This is a genomic window from Paenibacillus sp. LX16 (assembly GCF_036252815.1).
Lineage (GTDB): Bacteria > Bacillota > Bacilli > Paenibacillales > Paenibacillaceae > Paenibacillus > Paenibacillus polymyxa_B.
Genome location: NZ_CP141152.1, coordinates 647885 through 665937, shown reverse-complemented (window position 1 = coordinate 665937; position 18053 = coordinate 647885). Strand labels below are relative to the sequence as shown.

13 protein-coding genes and 1 pseudogene are annotated in these 18053 nt (G+C 42.1%); 4 read left to right on the top strand and 10 right to left on the bottom strand.

Annotated features, from left to right (window positions below):
* Both T3H97_RS02995 and T3H97_RS02990 read right to left on the bottom strand, forming a co-directional pair.
* Entirely contained in the window at nucleotides 1–1287 is a 1287-nt protein-coding gene (locus T3H97_RS02995; protein ID WP_328801643.1) for a cellulase-like family protein, read from the bottom strand.
* Complete coding sequence (locus tag T3H97_RS02990) at nucleotides 1280–4636, bottom strand: DUF5107 domain-containing protein (RefSeq protein WP_328801642.1); 3357 nt, start codon at nucleotides 4634–4636, stop codon at nucleotides 1280–1282. Before T3H97_RS02990 ends, T3H97_RS02995 begins: the two co-directional genes overlap by 8 nt.
* A 136-nt stretch (nucleotides 4637–4772) precedes the next feature.
* On the opposite strand from T3H97_RS02990, the gene T3H97_RS02985 reads away from it, so the two are divergent.
* Entirely contained in the window at nucleotides 4773–5654 is an 882-nt protein-coding gene (locus T3H97_RS02985) for an AraC family transcriptional regulator (RefSeq protein WP_328801641.1), read from the top strand.
* Nucleotides 5655–5769: 115 nt separating this feature from the next.
* Entirely contained in the window at nucleotides 5770–6744 is a 975-nt protein-coding gene (locus T3H97_RS02980; protein ID WP_328801640.1) for a bile acid:sodium symporter family protein, read from the top strand.
* A 266-nt stretch (nucleotides 6745–7010) separates the two neighbouring features.
* Here the strand turns inward: T3H97_RS02980 and T3H97_RS02975 are convergent, their stop codons facing one another.
* The 5 genes and pseudogenes from T3H97_RS02975 to T3H97_RS02950 form a co-directional block, all read right to left on the bottom strand.
* A complete protein-coding gene (locus T3H97_RS02975) occupies nucleotides 7011–7436 on the bottom strand; it encodes a MarR family winged helix-turn-helix transcriptional regulator (protein ID WP_328801639.1) in 426 nt (141 codons plus the stop codon).
* Nucleotides 7437–7733: 297 nt separating this feature from the next.
* Nucleotides 7734–8386: pseudogene (locus T3H97_RS26375) on the bottom strand (DUF418 domain-containing protein); the annotation flags it as partial.
* Nucleotides 8382–8624: a hypothetical protein gene (locus T3H97_RS02960; RefSeq protein ID WP_250243046.1), complete on the bottom strand. Its 243-nt coding sequence runs from the start codon at nucleotides 8622–8624 to the stop codon at nucleotides 8382–8384. The pseudogene T3H97_RS26375 and the gene T3H97_RS02960, both read right to left, overlap by 5 nt.
* A 222-nt stretch (nucleotides 8625–8846) precedes the next feature.
* The gene (locus tag T3H97_RS02955) at nucleotides 8847–9893 is read right to left on the bottom strand and encodes a hypothetical protein (RefSeq protein ID WP_328801636.1); all 1047 of its coding nucleotides are present in this window, start codon (nucleotides 9891–9893) and stop codon (nucleotides 8847–8849) included.
* A 353-nt stretch (nucleotides 9894–10246) separates the two neighbouring features.
* Nucleotides 10247–11065, bottom strand: coding sequence for an alpha/beta fold hydrolase (locus tag T3H97_RS02950; protein ID WP_328801635.1), 819 nt, complete (start codon nucleotides 11063–11065; stop codon nucleotides 10247–10249).
* Nucleotides 11066–11878: 813 nt separating this feature from the next.
* On the opposite strand from T3H97_RS02950, the gene T3H97_RS02945 reads away from it, so the two are divergent.
* Nucleotides 11879–12451: a DinB family protein gene (locus T3H97_RS02945; RefSeq protein ID WP_328801634.1), complete on the top strand. Its 573-nt coding sequence runs from the start codon at nucleotides 11879–11881 to the stop codon at nucleotides 12449–12451.
* A gap of 239 nt (nucleotides 12452–12690) precedes the next feature.
* Here T3H97_RS02945 and T3H97_RS26370 read toward each other — a convergent pair whose 3' ends face one another.
* The 3 genes from T3H97_RS26370 to T3H97_RS02935 all read right to left on the bottom strand — a co-directional run bounded on the left by T3H97_RS26370 (nucleotide 12691) and on the right by T3H97_RS02935 (nucleotide 16186).
* Entirely contained in the window at nucleotides 12691–12864 is a 174-nt protein-coding gene (locus tag T3H97_RS26370; protein WP_080658577.1) for a DUF3970 family protein, read from the bottom strand.
* A 747-nt stretch (nucleotides 12865–13611) separates the two neighbouring features.
* Nucleotides 13612–14946: an erythromycin esterase family protein gene (locus T3H97_RS02940; RefSeq protein ID WP_328801633.1), complete on the bottom strand. Its 1335-nt coding sequence runs from the start codon at nucleotides 14944–14946 to the stop codon at nucleotides 13612–13614.
* A gap of 82 nt (nucleotides 14947–15028) precedes the next feature.
* A complete protein-coding gene (locus T3H97_RS02935; protein ID WP_328801632.1) occupies nucleotides 15029–16186 on the bottom strand; it encodes a serine hydrolase domain-containing protein in 1158 nt (385 codons plus the stop codon).
* A 1096-nt stretch (nucleotides 16187–17282) separates the two neighbouring features.
* Here T3H97_RS02935 and aiiA point away from each other — a divergent pair.
* Nucleotides 17283–18041 carry a quorum-quenching N-acyl homoserine lactonase AiiA gene (gene aiiA / locus T3H97_RS02930; protein ID WP_165179822.1) on the top strand — a complete coding sequence of 253 codons (759 nt, stop codon included), beginning with the start codon at nucleotides 17283–17285 and terminating at the stop codon, nucleotides 18039–18041.
* Nucleotides 18042–18053 lie beyond the last annotated feature (12 nt).

The following is an 18053-nucleotide window of genomic DNA, read 5'->3' as shown; positions in this document are numbered from 1 at the left end:
TTAATCTGAATTCAGAATAAATTGATTCCACTTGCGCTGCCAAGCGATATCATTCCAGAATGGATGATGGGGAGCACAGTTAGAGCAGAGGGTCATTCCCCAGAACCCAAGTGCCATTCCTTTTCGCAACACATATTCAGCGATAAATTTACCAACTGGGCCTTCTTCAAATTGGGCATACAGCGGCGTGTAGCCTACATAACCTTCTCCTATGACAATTGGAATACCGGAATGACGAGTCCATTCATGAATCTCTTCCAATCGGGTGTCAGCCTTCTGCAACATGGCCATTTTATGATCACCATACCGATCGTACAAAAATAAATCCCATTGATCGGGATCTACCCAGTCGTGCAAATAAATAAGCCTCATACCGACTGGATTGCCTTCCATCCGCCAATTCTGCTCTGGAGGCAGGGTCCACTCTGCAAATGGAGGAGCGTCTTCTCTTAATAGGGATTGGACGAATGGATTGGGGAACGACGACAACTCATCATCAAGCCCTGCCGCTTCCATAAGCTCATTGAGTACCCCTTTAATATAGAGGTGAAAATGGGCCACCTGCATATTGCGCGCGACGTAAGCCTTGGGGTAGGCTTCATTTAACGTATAACTGGCCGTCATCATCATATCAGGATGACATTGGCGAAGATATTCTATCGCTTCTTCTACGTAGGGCTGCATGGCTTCAATAAGCGCTGGTACATTCGTTTCCGCTATGCCTTCAGACGTTCCGACGGCGTTTAACTGCCCAAATTCCACTTCGTTATGCAGCTCTGTATAGATAATCTGGTTCCTATAGCCTTCTGCTGTGACGAAACGGATCAACTGATTCATTGATTTTGCAATGGCCATGAATCTCTCCTCAGGAGGAATTGCAGCTAATTCATCTCTAAGCTCAGCATGAGCCAGAAAGCTGGGACTCTGCTGATATTCCCAAGAGGATAACATAATGTAACAGTTATGAGCCTTTGCTTGTTTAAACAGTTCAAGTAAATGAGCATGCCCGTCCAGCACTGCGCGGCCACGACAGTTATACCAACGCGTACGCTGGCCTACTTTCCCAAGGTTCGCAAACTCCAAGGGTCCGGGGCGTTTGCCATCCGCTGTAAACAACATGAATGGCATAGCACATATTCGGATCGTATTGTAACCTCTTTCGACCGCTTCTTTAAAACGGGCTTCCAGATCGCTGTAGGGCTCACCTTCCTGTGTCATGGTATACCAAGAAAAGTCCCACATGGTGATCGTCAATTTGCGCGGTACATTTCTCATAATTTTATTCATTTGACTTCCCCTCCCAGCTCCAGTCCATATGGTTCAATGCTCCTTGATGGTTAGCTTCCAGCTTAAGCACCAATTCAAAATGTAAGATAGCTTCGTCCTGTCGTCCTAATCCAAGCAAACCAAGTGCTTTCATATAAGTACAATGAACCTGATTACGAATATTCAGGTCATCTTCAAAGATGAGAAAGTCGGGTAACGAGACCGCGAAATAATCCATTTTCACGGGTTCAAATAAGTGTCTTTCGGCGTAATCAATGAGCTTGTTGAACCGACGCATGCCTTCCTTCGCATAACCAAGTTTCTGCCAAGCCAATCCTTGGTAAAATATCATATCTGGCTGTTGATCGTTATAATACATGGCGTTAATGGGTTCCCCCAATCCTTGAGAGGCCGTGGAAAAGGCCTGTCTTGCCTCATCTGTTAAATTCAATAGCTCATACGCGCAGCCCAAATAATAATAGATATCGTTATCTTGGGAACCCTCTAGTTTGCCTTCGCCAAGATTCTCTGGATACACTAATGCCTCCCGCAGCCCTTTTACAGCCTGTTCAATCCGTCCAGACCTCATGTCGGACTTGGCAAGCTCTACCTTGGCCAGCCTATACTGTCCAGTTACCTTCCCCTCTCCGCCTTCCCATGGATGAAATATTCTTCCTGTCAGCAAGGTCAACGCTATCTTATGCTGCTTCATCATATTGTGAACGGTTACATATTCCAAAAACAAATCATCGCGAAGCTTTATGATTCCCGGATAACTCTCCATTAGGTTCAATCTGTCGTTGGGCCTGATGTTCAGCTTCTTATACAGCTGGTCAAGCTCATAAAGAACACGTGCGTCTGAAGTATTGCACGCAAAGGCCTGCTCTAACGAATGGCGAGCCTTCTCTACTTGACCTTGTTTGTTAAAATATCCAAGAGCAAGATTACGGTGAACAACGGGGTAAGTATCGTCAATGGAACGAGACGTTTCCCAGCTGGAAATAGCATCCCGATGCCGTTTCTTATCATAGAGTAAATTACCTAAGTAATAATGCGCCTTGTCATCCTCCGGTCTTGTTCGAATTGCAAATTGTAACACATCCAACTCCAACAGACTGTTAGGAAAGCAGTAGTCGGGAACTGCAACTGCGGCCTGCGCGAGAGCATTATTCACCTGCTTATGCTTGCCGATTTTAGCATAGCAGAAGGCCTGAACGTAATACAGCATAGGGTATGTTTTCGCCTGCTCTGGAGCTTCTTCCAGCACACATGCTGCATCCTCATAAAGTCCCGCCGCCGCATAGTCCGATGCTACCGCTATATAATTATGCACATCTCCACGCATCCATTTTTCCAGCTCTTCGAGGACCGTTTTAGCATCATCTCGTAACCCGAGAGCCTCTAAAGATAATGCCTGCTCACGGTAAGCTCCAAAATCGGCGATATCGAGCTTCATCGTTTCCTTGGAAAAGGCTATTGCTGCTTCGTAGCTGCCAAGCTTACGAAGAATAGCCGACTTCAGGTTGCGTGCTTTGTAGTTGCGAGCATTTCGGATTGTCGAGCGCTCCACGAGTTCCAATGCTTCTTCATAGTTCCCTTGTTCTGTCGCAATCTGTGCCAGTGAAAAATACCCGCTGTCTTGCCATGCCGCACTCCATACTGATTTATAAAATGCAGCGAACGCCTCATCCATCCGCTCTTGGTGTTTTAGCGACAAACCAAGCTGGTAGTAGGCCTCACCATCATAGGGATTAGAGTTACGCCAGGTTACCCGCGAGATAGCTTTACGAAAGCACTCTTCACTTTCTGAATACAATCCTCTACGAAGAAGCAACGTACCATATGCCACATTTATGCGGCTATCATTTTTATCTCTTTTCAGGCCCTCAAGATAGTACGCCTCTGGTTCAAAGGTAGCATGACGGTATTGCTCCAAGTGTTGTCCTGCTAAATACAATTCTTCGCTCGTTCTTAATTCCTCCGGTTCCGGTAGGGGGGCGGCGGCAGCCGGCATCTGTTCAACTTCCTTTTTTTTCGGCTGGTAGCTAATCAGCTCCCTTCCGGTCGCGTCTTTGACGGTTAAGCATAGTTCATAATCCTCATCCTCAGCCAAAATAACTGTCTTCTGTATAAAGGCCTTATTAGGTGTCAGATCTAAGGTTTCTTGGATATAAACTTTCCGCTGACTACTTAATTCCACAACAGCCTCACGAAATGACGAAGTTACATAGACTCCAATCTGTGCTGTCCCTTCGTTGCGATTTAATTCCAAATTAACGGTTGCGTCAATTGAAGCATTTTTGACCATACCAATATGTTTGTAAGGCATAAAATACTGCGAGAACGATTTTTCTTCATACGGCTGAAGCCAAGTGAAATCTGGTTGGTTATCGGTATATACCCCCGTCATCAACTCGATGTAGGGGCCGTCTTCGTCTGTTAGATTCCGGTCCCATGCTTGGCCGAATTCGCCATTTCCCCATGTCCATTGCTTTTTTCCGGGAGAGATGTGATGGTTAGCCACATGCAAAAGCCCGGCTTGTTTCATATGGTCGTAACCACCTATGAAATTGTAATCCGATTTATAGGCCATATATGAAGTGGGGACAGGAATATTTTTATATCGGGAGATATCTACGCCTTCAGAATAATCCATTTTATAATAAGTGCCTGTAGCAATCGGGAAACGGGATACATCTCGCTTTCCATGGTCGAACACGGCTGATACGTCTGGAGGAAAAACAGATTGTGTGTGCTCATGTACCGCTACGGCTGGATTGGCCCACCATAGAAACGTTTGAGGCTCGGCAGTCCGGTTGTATAGCTGTGCCCCAACTTTAAGGTATGCTTTATCCGGTTGAAGTGTAAAACCAGCTGTTACTTTCGTGCCGAACATACGATCAATTTCGCTCACCCATACCGTTGCACTTCCGTCCTCATGTTCTTCCAACTTGTATTCGACGGGTCCGTAAGTGTTGGGACGGTGATGCTGCGGCCAGTTGAACTCAATCCCTCCAGATATCCACGGCCCCAATAAGCCCACAAGCGCTGGTTTGATGACCCTGTTATAATAAACAAAATCGTAACCGTTGGTCTTGTCGACCGCACGATAAATGCGTCCTCCCAGCTCTGGCATGATCTCAATGCGCAAGTATTTATTTTCCAGAAAAATCAACTGGTAATTTTCAAGTTTCTTCTCATCCTCAATTTTATCAATGATTGGATGCGGGTACACTCGACCGGAGCTTCCCTGGTAGACACGTTTCTCCAGAAATATTGGATTTTTGTCGGGTTTGCCAATTCCATACGTGGGGATCTGCACGGTTTCCTCCCACACGCGTGCCTTAGCGTCGAAGATGCTCAATTCCATCACTCCCTCATAGTCGCTCTTATATTCAGAGCTTACAAGTAAGCGACAGTACAGACAATTGACAATCCACTGTTTATGATGGACTATATACGTATTTCATCATTAGAGCCGCCTAAGGCTAGGAGATGGATAGATTATGAATAAGAAAGCTGATGGATTTGAGGGTGAAAAGTTATATGTCCTTCCACCCTATATGCTGGATAAATTAAATATGAATCCGCTTACGAAAAATCTATATATTACGGATATAGGCTGCTTCAGCCATGCCCGCCATCATTTTCGTGAAAGAATGCACGGATGTGACTCTCATATATTCATCTACTGTACCAGCGGAAAAGGTTGGATACGAACAAAGGATAACCTAACGATTGACATGACGGAGCGAAGCTTTGTGTACATTCCCAGGGACATGCCGCATGCTTATGGGGCTGACGATGGAGATCCTTGGACGATTTACTGGTTTCATCTTAAAGGGGACCAAGCTGATGATTTTATAGCATTATTTGAGCCTTTTAAAACGTATATTTCGATGGCCGCTAGTGATGAAGTCAAACTACTGGAGCTATTTCATCAGTGTTACGACCTTTTACTGAACAAATCATACTCCATCATACATTTAGTTCAAGTATCGCAAACTTTCCGTTATCTGCTGAGTTTTGTTGTATCGGTTGCATTTCGCAAGGAAGACAGTACGTACCAGAGTCATGTGGATAAGGCAACACGCTATATGAGTGAACAATTGGAATCCACCCTTTCGCTTGAGGAGCTTAGTCGGCATGTTCAGGTATCCAAGCAGCATCTGAACTTGATATTCAAGCAATCCACCGGCTACTCTCCTGTCGATTACTATTTAAGAATGAAGATACAGAGGGCCAGTCAGCTTTTGGATTTGACGAATGCTTCTATTAAAGAAATTAGCATACAACTCGGTTTTAGGGACCCTTACTACTTCTCCAGACTATTCAAAAAAATAATGGGCTGCTCTCCTTTGGAATATCGAAATAATTTGAAGGGTTAATCTATGTTCATCAGGAGCGTTCAAATTTGCTTCTATCGGGCTACCGCAAGGTCACAGATCATTTACGAATTGGGGGTGCAAGGTCTATACTTAAGGTTAAAAAAGGAAGTTTTGTATGCTCCTCACGTTGAATCGAAGACTAAATGCAGCTATGCCGCTAATTACACCAATCAGCATTCTAATTGGCGTCCTAATCGGTACGCCGTTGTCAGAATATACCGAACTCTCTCCCTGGCTGTTTGCATTCATGACCTTCGCGGGCAGCATCAGTATGGGGTTTAAGGATTTTGTCCATGTGATAAAGCATCCTGGTCCGCTGATCGCCTGTCTGTTTATTCTTCATCTGGCCATGCCGCTTCTCGCTATGATGCTGGGGCATCTGGCCTTCAATGATGATCCTTATACGATCACTGGACTTATTCTTGGTGCAGCTATCCCTACGGGCATTTCCAGCTTCGTGTGGGTCAACATCTATAAAGGCAATACGGCGCTGACATTGGCGATTATTTTAATTGATACGATTTTGGCCCCATTTGCCGTTCCGGGCATCATGTCCCTACTGATCGGAGCGGATGTGCAGCTTGATACCTGGGCGATGATGCAGAGCCTGTTCTGGATGATTGTCGTCCCTTCGCTAATCGGCATGGTGTTGAACGAGTGGACCAAAGGGAAGATCAAGCAGGTATGGGGACCTCGGCTGGGCCCATTCTCCAAGCTGGCTATGGCTCTTGTCGTAATGATTAACGGATCTGTCATCGCGCCTTATCTGGTCGATTTTAATCTTAAGCTTGTCGGGGTATGCCTATCCATAATCGTCCTTGCTTCCACTGGATATGCGATCGGCTATCTGATATCAGGACTGATGCGGTGGAATAATGCAGATCGTACGGCGCTTGTCTTTAACGGCGGCATGCGCAATATTAGCGCAGGAGCCGTGCTTGCCATCACCTATTTCCCGGCCCCGGTAGCACTGCCTGTTGTACTCGGGATGATTTTCCAGCAATCCACGGCATCTCTGGTCGGATTTCTGCTGAGTCGTCGCGACCGCGGCAATGCCAAGGAAAAACGCAATACGGCCTCTGTTTCTTAAGCAAAGAGGGCTCGCGGTGGTTCCAGAGGATAAAACTCCTCCTTATGAGGAGGAGTTTCGGAAGGGCGTTTCTATACGTACATGGTTGGAAGCCTGATGAAAACATGCATGCGCAATCATGCAAATGGTTACTTTTCAATTATAACATTTCTATTGAATCGTGTAGGGTAATAAACTAAGCCCCTGTAAAGAGCCTTTCGTGGCACAACGTTCAAGCCACATATTACCCTAAGGAAACTAAGAACGATATACACAGGTCGCAAAGTCTAAAACAGCTTTTGCGTAAGATTTTGAAATTGTGACTTCACTCCATCTTTCTGAAGTTCTGATTGTAAAACCTGATTAAAGGTTTGAAGTGCACGCTGGAATTTATTTTCACCTAATTCCGTAATCCGAGTATACACACCTCGTCGATCATCTTCGCATGTATGTCTTTGTAAGGCCCCGCAGTTTTTGGCTTCCATTCTCACTACGAGTCTCGATGTCGCACTTTGACTTAATCCCACCAATTCTTGAAGTTGCTGCAATCGTAATTTTTTTTCCTCAGAATTGAATATAAAACCCAAAACATAAAACTCCTTCAAGGATAGATCATAATTTTGTAGCAGAGCTTGTTCTAATTTATCATTTAAAGTGGAATGGATGTGAGACAAAGACAACCATACATCCAAAAGTTCGTTTTCATGTTGCAAGTTTAGACCACACCATTCTATATTGAAGTATCTCCACTTAGTTTAACCTATTGTATCAAGCTTAATTAGAATGGTCAAAACCCATACAATAATAACAATATGAAAGTAATTCTGTTTACGGAAAGAACCATAACTGTGTTCAATGGAAAATGGGCGGGTTCACAATCGAACCCACCCTTTCGGAGAAATTAAGTATTAATATTTTCTTCTATTATTTTCATTATTAGTTTCTCTTTTTCAATTCTGTTCAATGATCATCTTATAGCTCTTATCTGGTATCTTTTTTGATCAGTCCGTTTACTTTTGTGAGCCTGGTTGGGGAGGGCTGAACAATCGGTCAAAGCGGAGCATCAATCCTTCAAGCGGACCAACAGGACGCTGAGCAATCAATAACCCCAGCAGCAGTGTTGCAACTGCGATCATTACGTCGCCGAACGGCACTCCCTCCAGACTATGCCCAATCTTTGTCAGATCGAGAATCCACACCACTACAAACTGAAAGGCATACATGGTCAAGGCCACACGTCCGACTGCTGCGAAAGGCATTAATACAGCGGAAGCCTTTTTGGATACGAGGCACGCAACTCCCATTACCAGAAATGAAGCCCCTAATCCTATCATCGTCTGGAATGTCGAAGCGGTGTGCGGAGCCGTTCCCAAAAGGAGCTGCCACATCGGTGCCTCCGTATTAAGAGGCCAAATTGCGTACTCATCCGTCGGTTGTACAGGAACAACTCCTTGCACACTTATCAGCCATTGTTCAAAGTGAAGATTCCATTCGGAAGTACAAAAGCGGCCAGCGCTTTGCCAATAACAAGCATAACGATACCACTGCCTGCGAGTAAGAGAGCTGTGCGTAATCTGGTGAGATCAAATCGGCCAATGGCCATACCAGCAACAAACGCAGGAGTCAAGGCGAGAGCAGACATCGGACCTCCCGCGATATCACCTTCTCTTCGACTCTTCTACAGAGCTTCGAGAAGGAATATCGGTTTGTGTACCGTCGTAGGTTGAATTGGATATACCTGCTGTATCTACTGCTTTTTCATCCAATTTATTAGCAACCGTCTTTTCATTTACTTGATTTTCATTCAACTGGCTGTTTACGGAAAAAGCTCGGTTTTTAATCTTTGTCTCTTCCTCATACTCTCTGACGGATCTGCTCATCAGTTTAATACTGCTTAGCAACTTGCATTCCTCCCTGAAAATCCTGAACTCGCATTTTTCATCAACCCGCATGTTCAGGATTGATGTTACGCTGTAGTCCAATATAGCCTGCAGATGTCGCTAAAGTTTGATCAAGTTGCAAACAAAATGTCACAACGGACGAAACTGGTTTATCACAAAAAAACAACCTTATTCGCAGTTGATCACTGGAATAAGGTTGTTTTCAATATCATTAAAATTCACTCACGATTTGCCAGGGACGGTATTAAAAATTGAATTGGCCAGCAAACGGAATTGCTGCTGCGAATGAGCGCCATTGGTTAGATCATTAGAAAAAACAGTAAGATCCTTTTTGTTTTCCTTATAGGTGAAGGCCATGATCTTTCCTTTTGCAGCATCGTGACCTGACCACCAGCCCGCTTTGAAGAAGTTTTCTTTATTACTAATGGTTGCAAGAACTTTTGCGGCTTTAGGTAGTTTCGTAATGTAAGAACCTGTAACGGTGTAGAAGTACTCTTCGTTATCGTAAGGGGCTGTAATCGCATTATCCTGTTTGACATTCGCCAGGAAGACCCCTTCGTATCTTTTCCATGTTGGTCCAGCAAACGCAAATTGAGGAATCCAGTTTTTTACATTAACCATCCCCATATTTCCATAAGCAGTGTAAGGCTTCCCTTTCTCGACAAGTTTATCGGAATCGAATGTATTCACAAGCACATCGGCATGCTGCTGATCATCGGTCACTTTAAAACCGAGATTTTTGAGCGCATAAGCCGGTTCGCCGAGAGCAGCTACCGTAGAAGGTTTAAGAACTTTGCCAACGGGTTGGTTATTGCCTAATGCCGTTACATCAAGATCGTATTTTGAGGCCAGCGGGTGCAGATCGTCATAGGCGACTGCAAAGTCACCCGCTTCATATCCTGTTCCGCTTTTTGATAGCATCGTGACCACTTTGCCGGATTTAAGCAATTCATTAACGGTTTTGATGGCATCGTTATTGGTGTTTCGAATTAAAACATAGGCAGAATGATTCGGCATTTGTGTTGCCGGAATCGATACGGAAGTCACCGGAGAGGTTTGGCCCTCAAACACTTCAGCTTCTCTAACCACATCACATTCAAATCCTCGTAGGACTGGAAAATCCTGCACAATCCCGCCAGCTACGGAAGCATAATCTGAGACGTTAATACCATCATATAAAACCATGTTTGCAATGCCGTGTTTTGCCTGGTGCATATTTATGATAAATGAACCTGCAGGGTAGGTCTTGCCAGCAGCTGCTTTACTCATTGAAGTTCCGAACGTCACAGCGATAGAAGGTAATGAGGGGCTAAAGATCGTTTCACTAATTTGTGGGAAGCCTACTCAAACAATCAGTAATAATAAGCTTGGCTTTTTGTTTCCGATGTTTTTCTTCAAAGAAATCCTCTCCTAGATCATAATAGGTTGGAAGAAAAACATCGTAGCTTGGGAAATGGCGGCTTCACGAGCTTAATTTTATCTAAATCACTCATGAATTCACTCTTCCTTTGAACATACGAAGAAAATTGTACTTTTTTTAATACCTATTCAATAATACCCTATGCTTTTAAACCATGTGAATTAAACTACACTGCCCGTTAGTTCAATGGATTCATATACAACTAAAATCCAAACTCTGTTACTCTTTCAAGCCACTCACGCATAAGTGACTCAAATAATAGAGCCTGTTCAATCTGAAGATTATGGCCTGCTCGATCTAGAACGGCAAAGGTTGCTCTAGGATAATTGTCTAAAATTCTAAAAGCATCTATGTAACCAACAACTGCATCTTGTCGCCCAAGAGTAAATACTGTTGGTTTATCGAAAACTAATTCATCTATATTGGTGGAAAATCCATAGTTTCTTTGAATCTTGCTAAGAAAATCGTAGTCAGCGATCTTACAACCTGCCACGATCTCTTCAGAATACCTTTTCCAATTATATTCATTGAGAACAACTTGATTTGCGCTAAAATCACTTATTTGCTCTTCACTTAAGGTGTCCATAAACTCGCGATCACAATGAACAACAAAATGCTCGGGAAGTATTCTTCTTTTGTGTTCAGGAATAATTAATGGACAAATCAGTGCAGCTCCACCAATACGATCCTTATGTCTATTAATTATTCCTCTTGTAATATAACCACCGTATGATTCGCCTGCTATGAGATAATCTTGGTTTGGGACAAGAGTTTCAATAAAATTTATAACTGCTTCTAGCATATCATCTGAATTACATATTTGATCGTAATCCTTTGTTTGTCCCATTCCAGGTAGATCAAGATAGATACGACGCCAACCGGGGATATCTTCAAATATCGGTTCCATACACCCACTCATTAACCGATGGTCTGGTGTAAAACCATGGATCATTATAATCGGTTTGCCTTTACCAATTTCCTCGTAATATATATTGGCATTCTTGAGTTTACAATATGGCATACAGACTCCTCCAATTGATTTATTTATAATGTGCTTATACTAAAAAAAAATCTACATTGCTTTATCTAGCACACCAGATCTCCGTTTCCGTTTCGTTTTGATTATATACGCATATATAATATATGTAAAGAACACTTGTTCGCCATTCTTATTTCCGGAGTCAAACTAACCTGCCTGTTTTATTATTCATCACCATATAAAGTAGAAAAACCTTGATTCATCAGTGTTTCTGACGAATCAAGGTCCTCACTCTGTCTCAAACATGTATGCAAAAAATCTCATCTATTAATTACCTTTGTCTCAACTATAATGGTTACTCACATGTGTGGTGTCATAATTAATGAGAAAACAACAAGTTGAATATATGATAATTCAACGATCATTTTCATAATTAGTGAGAACTCATTGACTCGAATTTATTCGGTCCACCCTAATTTTTCAAAATTTTATGAGAATATACGCAACTCTAAAAAGGCGTATTTATACAATCAGTAAGAAGTTGTACTACTTCTTCATTGTCAATTGTTAGCGAATAATACTGTTTTAGACTAAACAATAAAGAACTAGACTGAGATAATAAAGTTATAGACTGGCGACGCGTGGCCCGCATGCGCAACTGCAGCTTGCTCTCCCGGCTCTTCCGGAATGAAGTCCAGCTTTGCAATCGGCGCGCTAGCGACGGCGGCCGGTGTAATTAGAAAATATAGTCTTAGACTGGAAAATAAAGTATTAAAGATATAAACTACGAATATGCTTTTTTCTTGAGCCCTCTCATATGATGAGAGTAATTCAGTATTCGAGGAGATGATCTTGATGAACAAGAACATAGGGATTAAGGATATTTTGGTAAGGTTCGACGAGATTTCGAAGCATTATGTTCGGGAGCTGGACAAGTATAGTCTGGCGGAACTGTGTCGCAAGCCAAGCGAGAACGAATGGTCGCTTGGGCAAATGTACCTGCATCTGCCTCATTCCACGCTGAACTTGCAGCTCCTTCTTGCGGAGCAGTGCATGGCGCTCGGTGGCGGCAGCGAGGAGGGCGGCGGGAAGACGGAGGCCGGCCATGCCGTGTTTGAGCAAGGGAGCTTCCCACCGGTTCGCATTCAGGTACCGGCCGACTTGCTATATACGCCTCCTCAGCCAGAGAGCAAGGAGCAGCTTGTCGCCAAGCTGGAGGAAGCAAGGCGCCGCATGCATGAGATTGGGGCGTCGCTGCAGAACATAGACCCAGAGCGGCTGCAGCGAAAGGCGACTCATCCGGCCGTAGCCTTCGGCGCGTTAAACGCGGTCGAATGGTTCACGATGGTGGAGATGCATTACCGTCATCATCTTCTTCAAAAGGAGCGGCTGGACGCTTTCTTACAAACTGCAGAGTTATTAGGCTAACAGAACACGATAGTTGAATGTTGACCACAACAGCGGCCAGTCTAGGATTTTATTTTCGCGTCCTTATCTGCCGCTGTTGCATTTGTCGGATCAGTCTAAAACTTTATTTTCTTCGGGCAATAAAGTTTTAGACTGAAATCCAATATTTGTAATTTTGATTCTTTTATCAATATATAAAAATATGTACGTTAAAATGGGGTAATACCAGCGAATTTGATACAAACCGCAATTTGTTTCCTCTAAGCTTTTAGAGGCTGATCGTTTGGACTGCTTACATCAACATAAACACGAACATATTCACTGTTTCTGTTCTGATAAGCCTTTGAACGCTTCAGCACTCTGTAGTAGTCCTCGAAGTGCTCCAAAAACTGATCAATCTCTTCAGGTATTCCTTCAACCCGTATTTTTAGCATCCTCTTTTACAACTCTTCTTTTAGCGATGAGCTTGGAGCATTTTCAACCATTTCGTTTGTGATTCCGTGGATGGCGGTGCTTCTTCTGGAATGAGGGATACCGGTTTGATTAACGTTTCAAAAAGAGGATTTTCGTCAAGATCAATAATTGTAATCTCTACGATCTCAGAGTCGCCATCTAAACCGGTGGTTTCCACATCTAAAATGATAATTCTGATTTTCTTTCGATCCAGCTGTTGAACAATGTGAAGGCCGTATCACTACACTGGTCAAGATACACCTGTTTTCGGCAAAATTCGCATAAACCTTGTCTTAATAATTCCTGTTTTGGAACAGTTACTTCACATCGTTTACATATTCGCTTGGCCAACTGAACAGTTCGAGCTTTTTGTATTGTTGCTAGTTGTTTCTCTTATTTTCACAAAAAAACCAAGCTGACGATTATAAGATGGACTTTTTCTTGTACAAAAAAGAGTCTGCCCTTGGGCAGACCCGATACAAATGAACAGACTCGTGCAAGTTGTGCTCAGTCAGATTGAACCTGCAGGATAGAGGCTGTTTCAATTCGGATTTATTTTGTTAACTTGATGATAATGTGCTTCTACCCAACATCGTCTCTAATTCGAAAAAATTTATTCCATCTAATGATCTTTTAATGGAATAACCTAGCTGACATTTTTAAACACCTCTATTGACACTTAACACTATCATCAATACAACACTTCGTTAAACCACATTATTACAAATTTATTGATGTAGTTGAGATGGACTCACTTTTTGAATTTGAACAAGTATATCAAACGTTTTACCTAATGATATATCAACAGTTTTTGGTATAGCAGGGCCTTCTTTAGTTATTCCAGCGAAAATTTGATGTTGTTCGTTTAACCAAGTTTTTGTCACTCCGTTCGCCTTACGTAAATCAATAAAAAATTGATCTTTTTTGACCTGTCCAAAAATGTAATTATAACTGTTTGGATCATCTAATTTTAATATTCCATATGGGCCAAATTCACCATCATTATTATAAACATTATATTGTCCTTTATAAACTGATGTTCCAATAGATACATACCGTTTTCCATAATATTCTGCTAAATGCTGCCCAGCTACTTTAGGGTATATAAATGGAATCATATTTGTTTTCGAAACGTGTCCATTATGTCCCCAAACTATGGTTTTCCCTAAATGTTCTTCAGTCCACTTCGCATTTTCATACATTGCAATATCATGTTTCAAATAAAAATCCGATGGTTTATCAGGGGATGTTCCTCCTAACATTGTAGTAAACTGTTCAATAATACGAGCATTTTGTTTTATCCATGCGAACTCTTTGGATTTTCCGTTCAGATAACTTTTATTTTGTTCTAATAAAGCACTGATTTGTTTAGCATCTGAAATATACTTTTCTTTTTCTTCTTTTGTAAGGCTCTCAAAAGTAGTCATATCCTTTGTTACAGGAATGAGACCTTTTATCTTCTCTTCTACTCTAGGCACAAGATCTGAATTGTTTCTTTTTATATATTCTATTATATTATTATAAACATTCTCGTTTACTGATTGAATGTCCATCCCAATGATACGCACTTTAGATTTATGTTCTGGATTAGCATTATATTGTCGAATCCAACTAAGTAGATCTAACATTTCTTTTGTGTTAAATACAGGTGATAGATGTTGGCTTGGGTTTCCCTTACCAGTAAGAACATATCGATCAAGCTCCAAAGCTCTGTCCCATCCCTCTTCTAAAACTAAGTTGATGAATCCCTTTTCAGATACTAAATAATTAACAATGCGTTGTTTCATTGTAAAAACTTCATGAGCCCCATGCGTAGCTTCACCTAAACCTACAATTGAAGCTGAACCTACCATATTCTTAAGTGGTTTTAAATCATTAAAAGATGCAGTTGGATTAGTTGTTTTTAAAGGCTTTGCATGCATTTCTAACCATTCCGTTATTTGATTTGTATTGTAGGGAGCTGTAACAGAAACTCCTGTTTTCGAGTCTGCATAAGTACTTCCTACAAAATTAGTCAGTATTATAGCAAAAACACCAAGTGCAATAATCATTTTCTTTTTCATAATACCCTCCTAAAATACTTACTTGTTAGTTTTTTTGACATGCTCTAAGGAGCCCAGTTTAAACCATTGTTTTCCTTTTTTCCTACTTGCTAAATTCAGCAAGTAAAATATTTTTAAATGGATCAGGACTATCAGCTTTAAAGCTGTTCAAATTGACGACCAATGTATGCTTGCCTCCAAGTGTGCCACCAGCAAAAGTGGTAAACCCTAGAACTCTACCTTTGTGTCCCCATATCGAGACACCGTTTGGAAGCTTAGTTTCAAAGATCCCAAGACCATATCCGGTTCCTTCTCTATCTGTAGGAACTGTAGTAAGCATTTGTTTTAGTTGCTGTTCCTTCAGTAATTTACCACTGAGTAAGTAAGAGAAGAATTTGTTTAAATCGTCAGCAGTAGAAATCATATCTCCATCCGAGCTACCTGGGTTAATATAAGTAACGTCTTTTAGCTCACTTGCTCCGTCTAGTTGGAAATAGCCACGGGCATGCTTGGTGCCTGGAATCACGCTTGAATTGCCAGGTAGGAATGTATTTGACAAATCAAGCGGTTCAATAATCCGATTTTCAACCTCTTCCGCATAGCTGTTTCCAGTTACTTTTTCAATAAGGATCCCCAGTATTACGTATCCTGTGTTTGAATAAGACCAACCCTTTCCTGGGGCAAAGTCTGGGGGAAGAGAAATCCCCATCTTTACGAATTCTTCAGCCGTATACGATTTTTTTGTATCCGTATAATCAAAGTCTTTTGAATTTACATAGTCAGCGATACCACTTGTATGATTCAATATCTGCCGGATAGTAATTTGGTTACCATCATATCCGTTTCCTTGAATGACACCAGGCAACCATTTTTCAATGGGGTCGTCTAAATTCAAGCGGTTCTCTTCAGATAATTGAAGTAGAACTGTTGCAATGAATGTCTTCGTTACACTACCAATGCGAAAGCGAAAATCTGTTTTCATTGGTTTCTTGGTGCTCAGGTCCGCTAACCCAGCGGCATAACTCCATGTTTTTCCACCCTCAGAAGTTTTAGCAAGTATCCCAGGATATCCAAGTTGCAATGTATCCCGCATTGCCTCTTTGACGGAATTACGTTCACTTTGAGTGCTTGTTTGTAACGGACTAGATACATTTTGAATGGACTCCGCTTTTACAATTGAGGTTGGTGTTGTGTATAACAGAGAACTTCCAGCCATTAAAAGGACTAAACCTGTAGATGCAATTTGACAATGCTTTTTCATAAAGATATTCCTCTCCTCTATTCATATTGTATCGGTAGTTATTTGCTGTTTTAGGGCAAGAGTGGATTTGCAATTATCTTTACTCATTATTATTTTCACAAACGCTATTGTGTCCTAACAAACGGTAAATTCCTTTTTTCCACATGTATGTTAACCCTAGAAATTACTTATTTTCCTTAAAACACTCTTGTTACTGGTTTGTTTTTCATAAATAGGTCATACCTGTTTCCCCTTTCACGCCTCGTTAAATTTTTATCATACACAATGAAAATCTCCCCTCCTCATTTATTGTTAATGTGTTAAAACTTCCTCTGTGATTCTAAGTATTTTTCTGTCACATACGGTAGTGTCAAAATGTCACACTATTAAAAATCCTAATATTATTCGGAGTGAATATCTCAATCCAGATGTCGCTGTCAGTGAAGCTGGTGATTTGGCTGTGTCTTATTCGTATTCCCAGTTGCTCCATAACCTCTCTTACCGGAACTCTTGCCAATCTCAATTCAATCGCTTGCATTTTTCTAAGGGGTAACTCACTCTCGTTGCCAACGTAAAAACACCTCCAAGGTTATCTCCATATCTTACGACATGGCTTGATTCTCTTGAAGGTGTTTTGATTTGTCTCACGTTATGGGGTCAGTCCCCTTGATCTACAGTCGAAAAAGGTTCTTTATCTAACTTTACCAATCGATCAAAAACCTTAATTTCAAATCCCGATTCATTTCTCAACACTTCAAACCGGATGTTCTCCTCTACCGCTGGATTGATGGCTGAACCGAAACATTGTTATCTCCTGACTACAATCAATCATTTTAAGCCCATTATCTTCAAACAGGCATTCAGCATATCCTTGTTTTTATAGATTACAACAGTAATCTTCTGTCGTGCTCTCGTTAGCATTTGGTACAAACGCAGCCCCGTTGTTTCTTTGCACTCCACCTAGGCGACATTCTTTAGCTTGGCGTATTGTTGCAGGTGTAAGGCTTTTGCCGAAGCCCAACCGCCGATGACAAATTGACATCGGACAATCTGTCCGATATAATCAAAACAAAGCGGACAAACTGTCCGAATTTATAATATGAAGGGTGAAACTGGGATGAATATCAAAAAGTTGTATTTTTTACCTGTAGGTGAATGTTTCCTAGATCAATCGGCAGTTAATCGAACCCTTGCCCCCGGGAAATTAGTCGGAATGCCTGTGTGGTCTTTTCTATTGGAAACGACCAGCGGGCCGATACTCATCGATACGGGAATGCCCGACGCTTTTATCAACAATCCCGATTACTACAAGGGGACTAGACGTGAAGGGCGCGTCGTCCCCAACATGTCTGACGGCGACTCGATCGTAAATGTGTTAAAGCGTGTCGGTTATCGACCTGACGATATTCAAATGGTCATTAGCTCCCATTTACACTTGGATCATTCTGGGGGAAACGGGCATTTCCGCAATACGCCGATCCTTATTCAAAGGGCAGAGTATGATGCGGCCATAAACAATGAGGATTACTCTCCATTAGAGTGCAGGCTGCCCGATTTACAATATCAAATCATTGAGGGTGACCATGAATTGATTCCGGGGGTTCAAATTTTATTCACTCCGGGTCATTCCCCTGGCCATCAATCAGTCCTTGTCACAACGGAAAAGTCGGGTCCAGTGCTACTGACAATTGATGTTGCTTATACTCGAGAGAACTTCGAGAATAGCGTACCGTTCTTGACATTCGATCAAGAGATGGCTGCCAAATCGATTACTCGCATGCAGGAGTTAATTCAGGATGTTCGGCCGTCCTATGTTTTCTTGGGACACGATAGAGATCAGGCGCAAAAATGCCGTACCTTTCCTGACTTCCTGTAATGGAGGGACAGG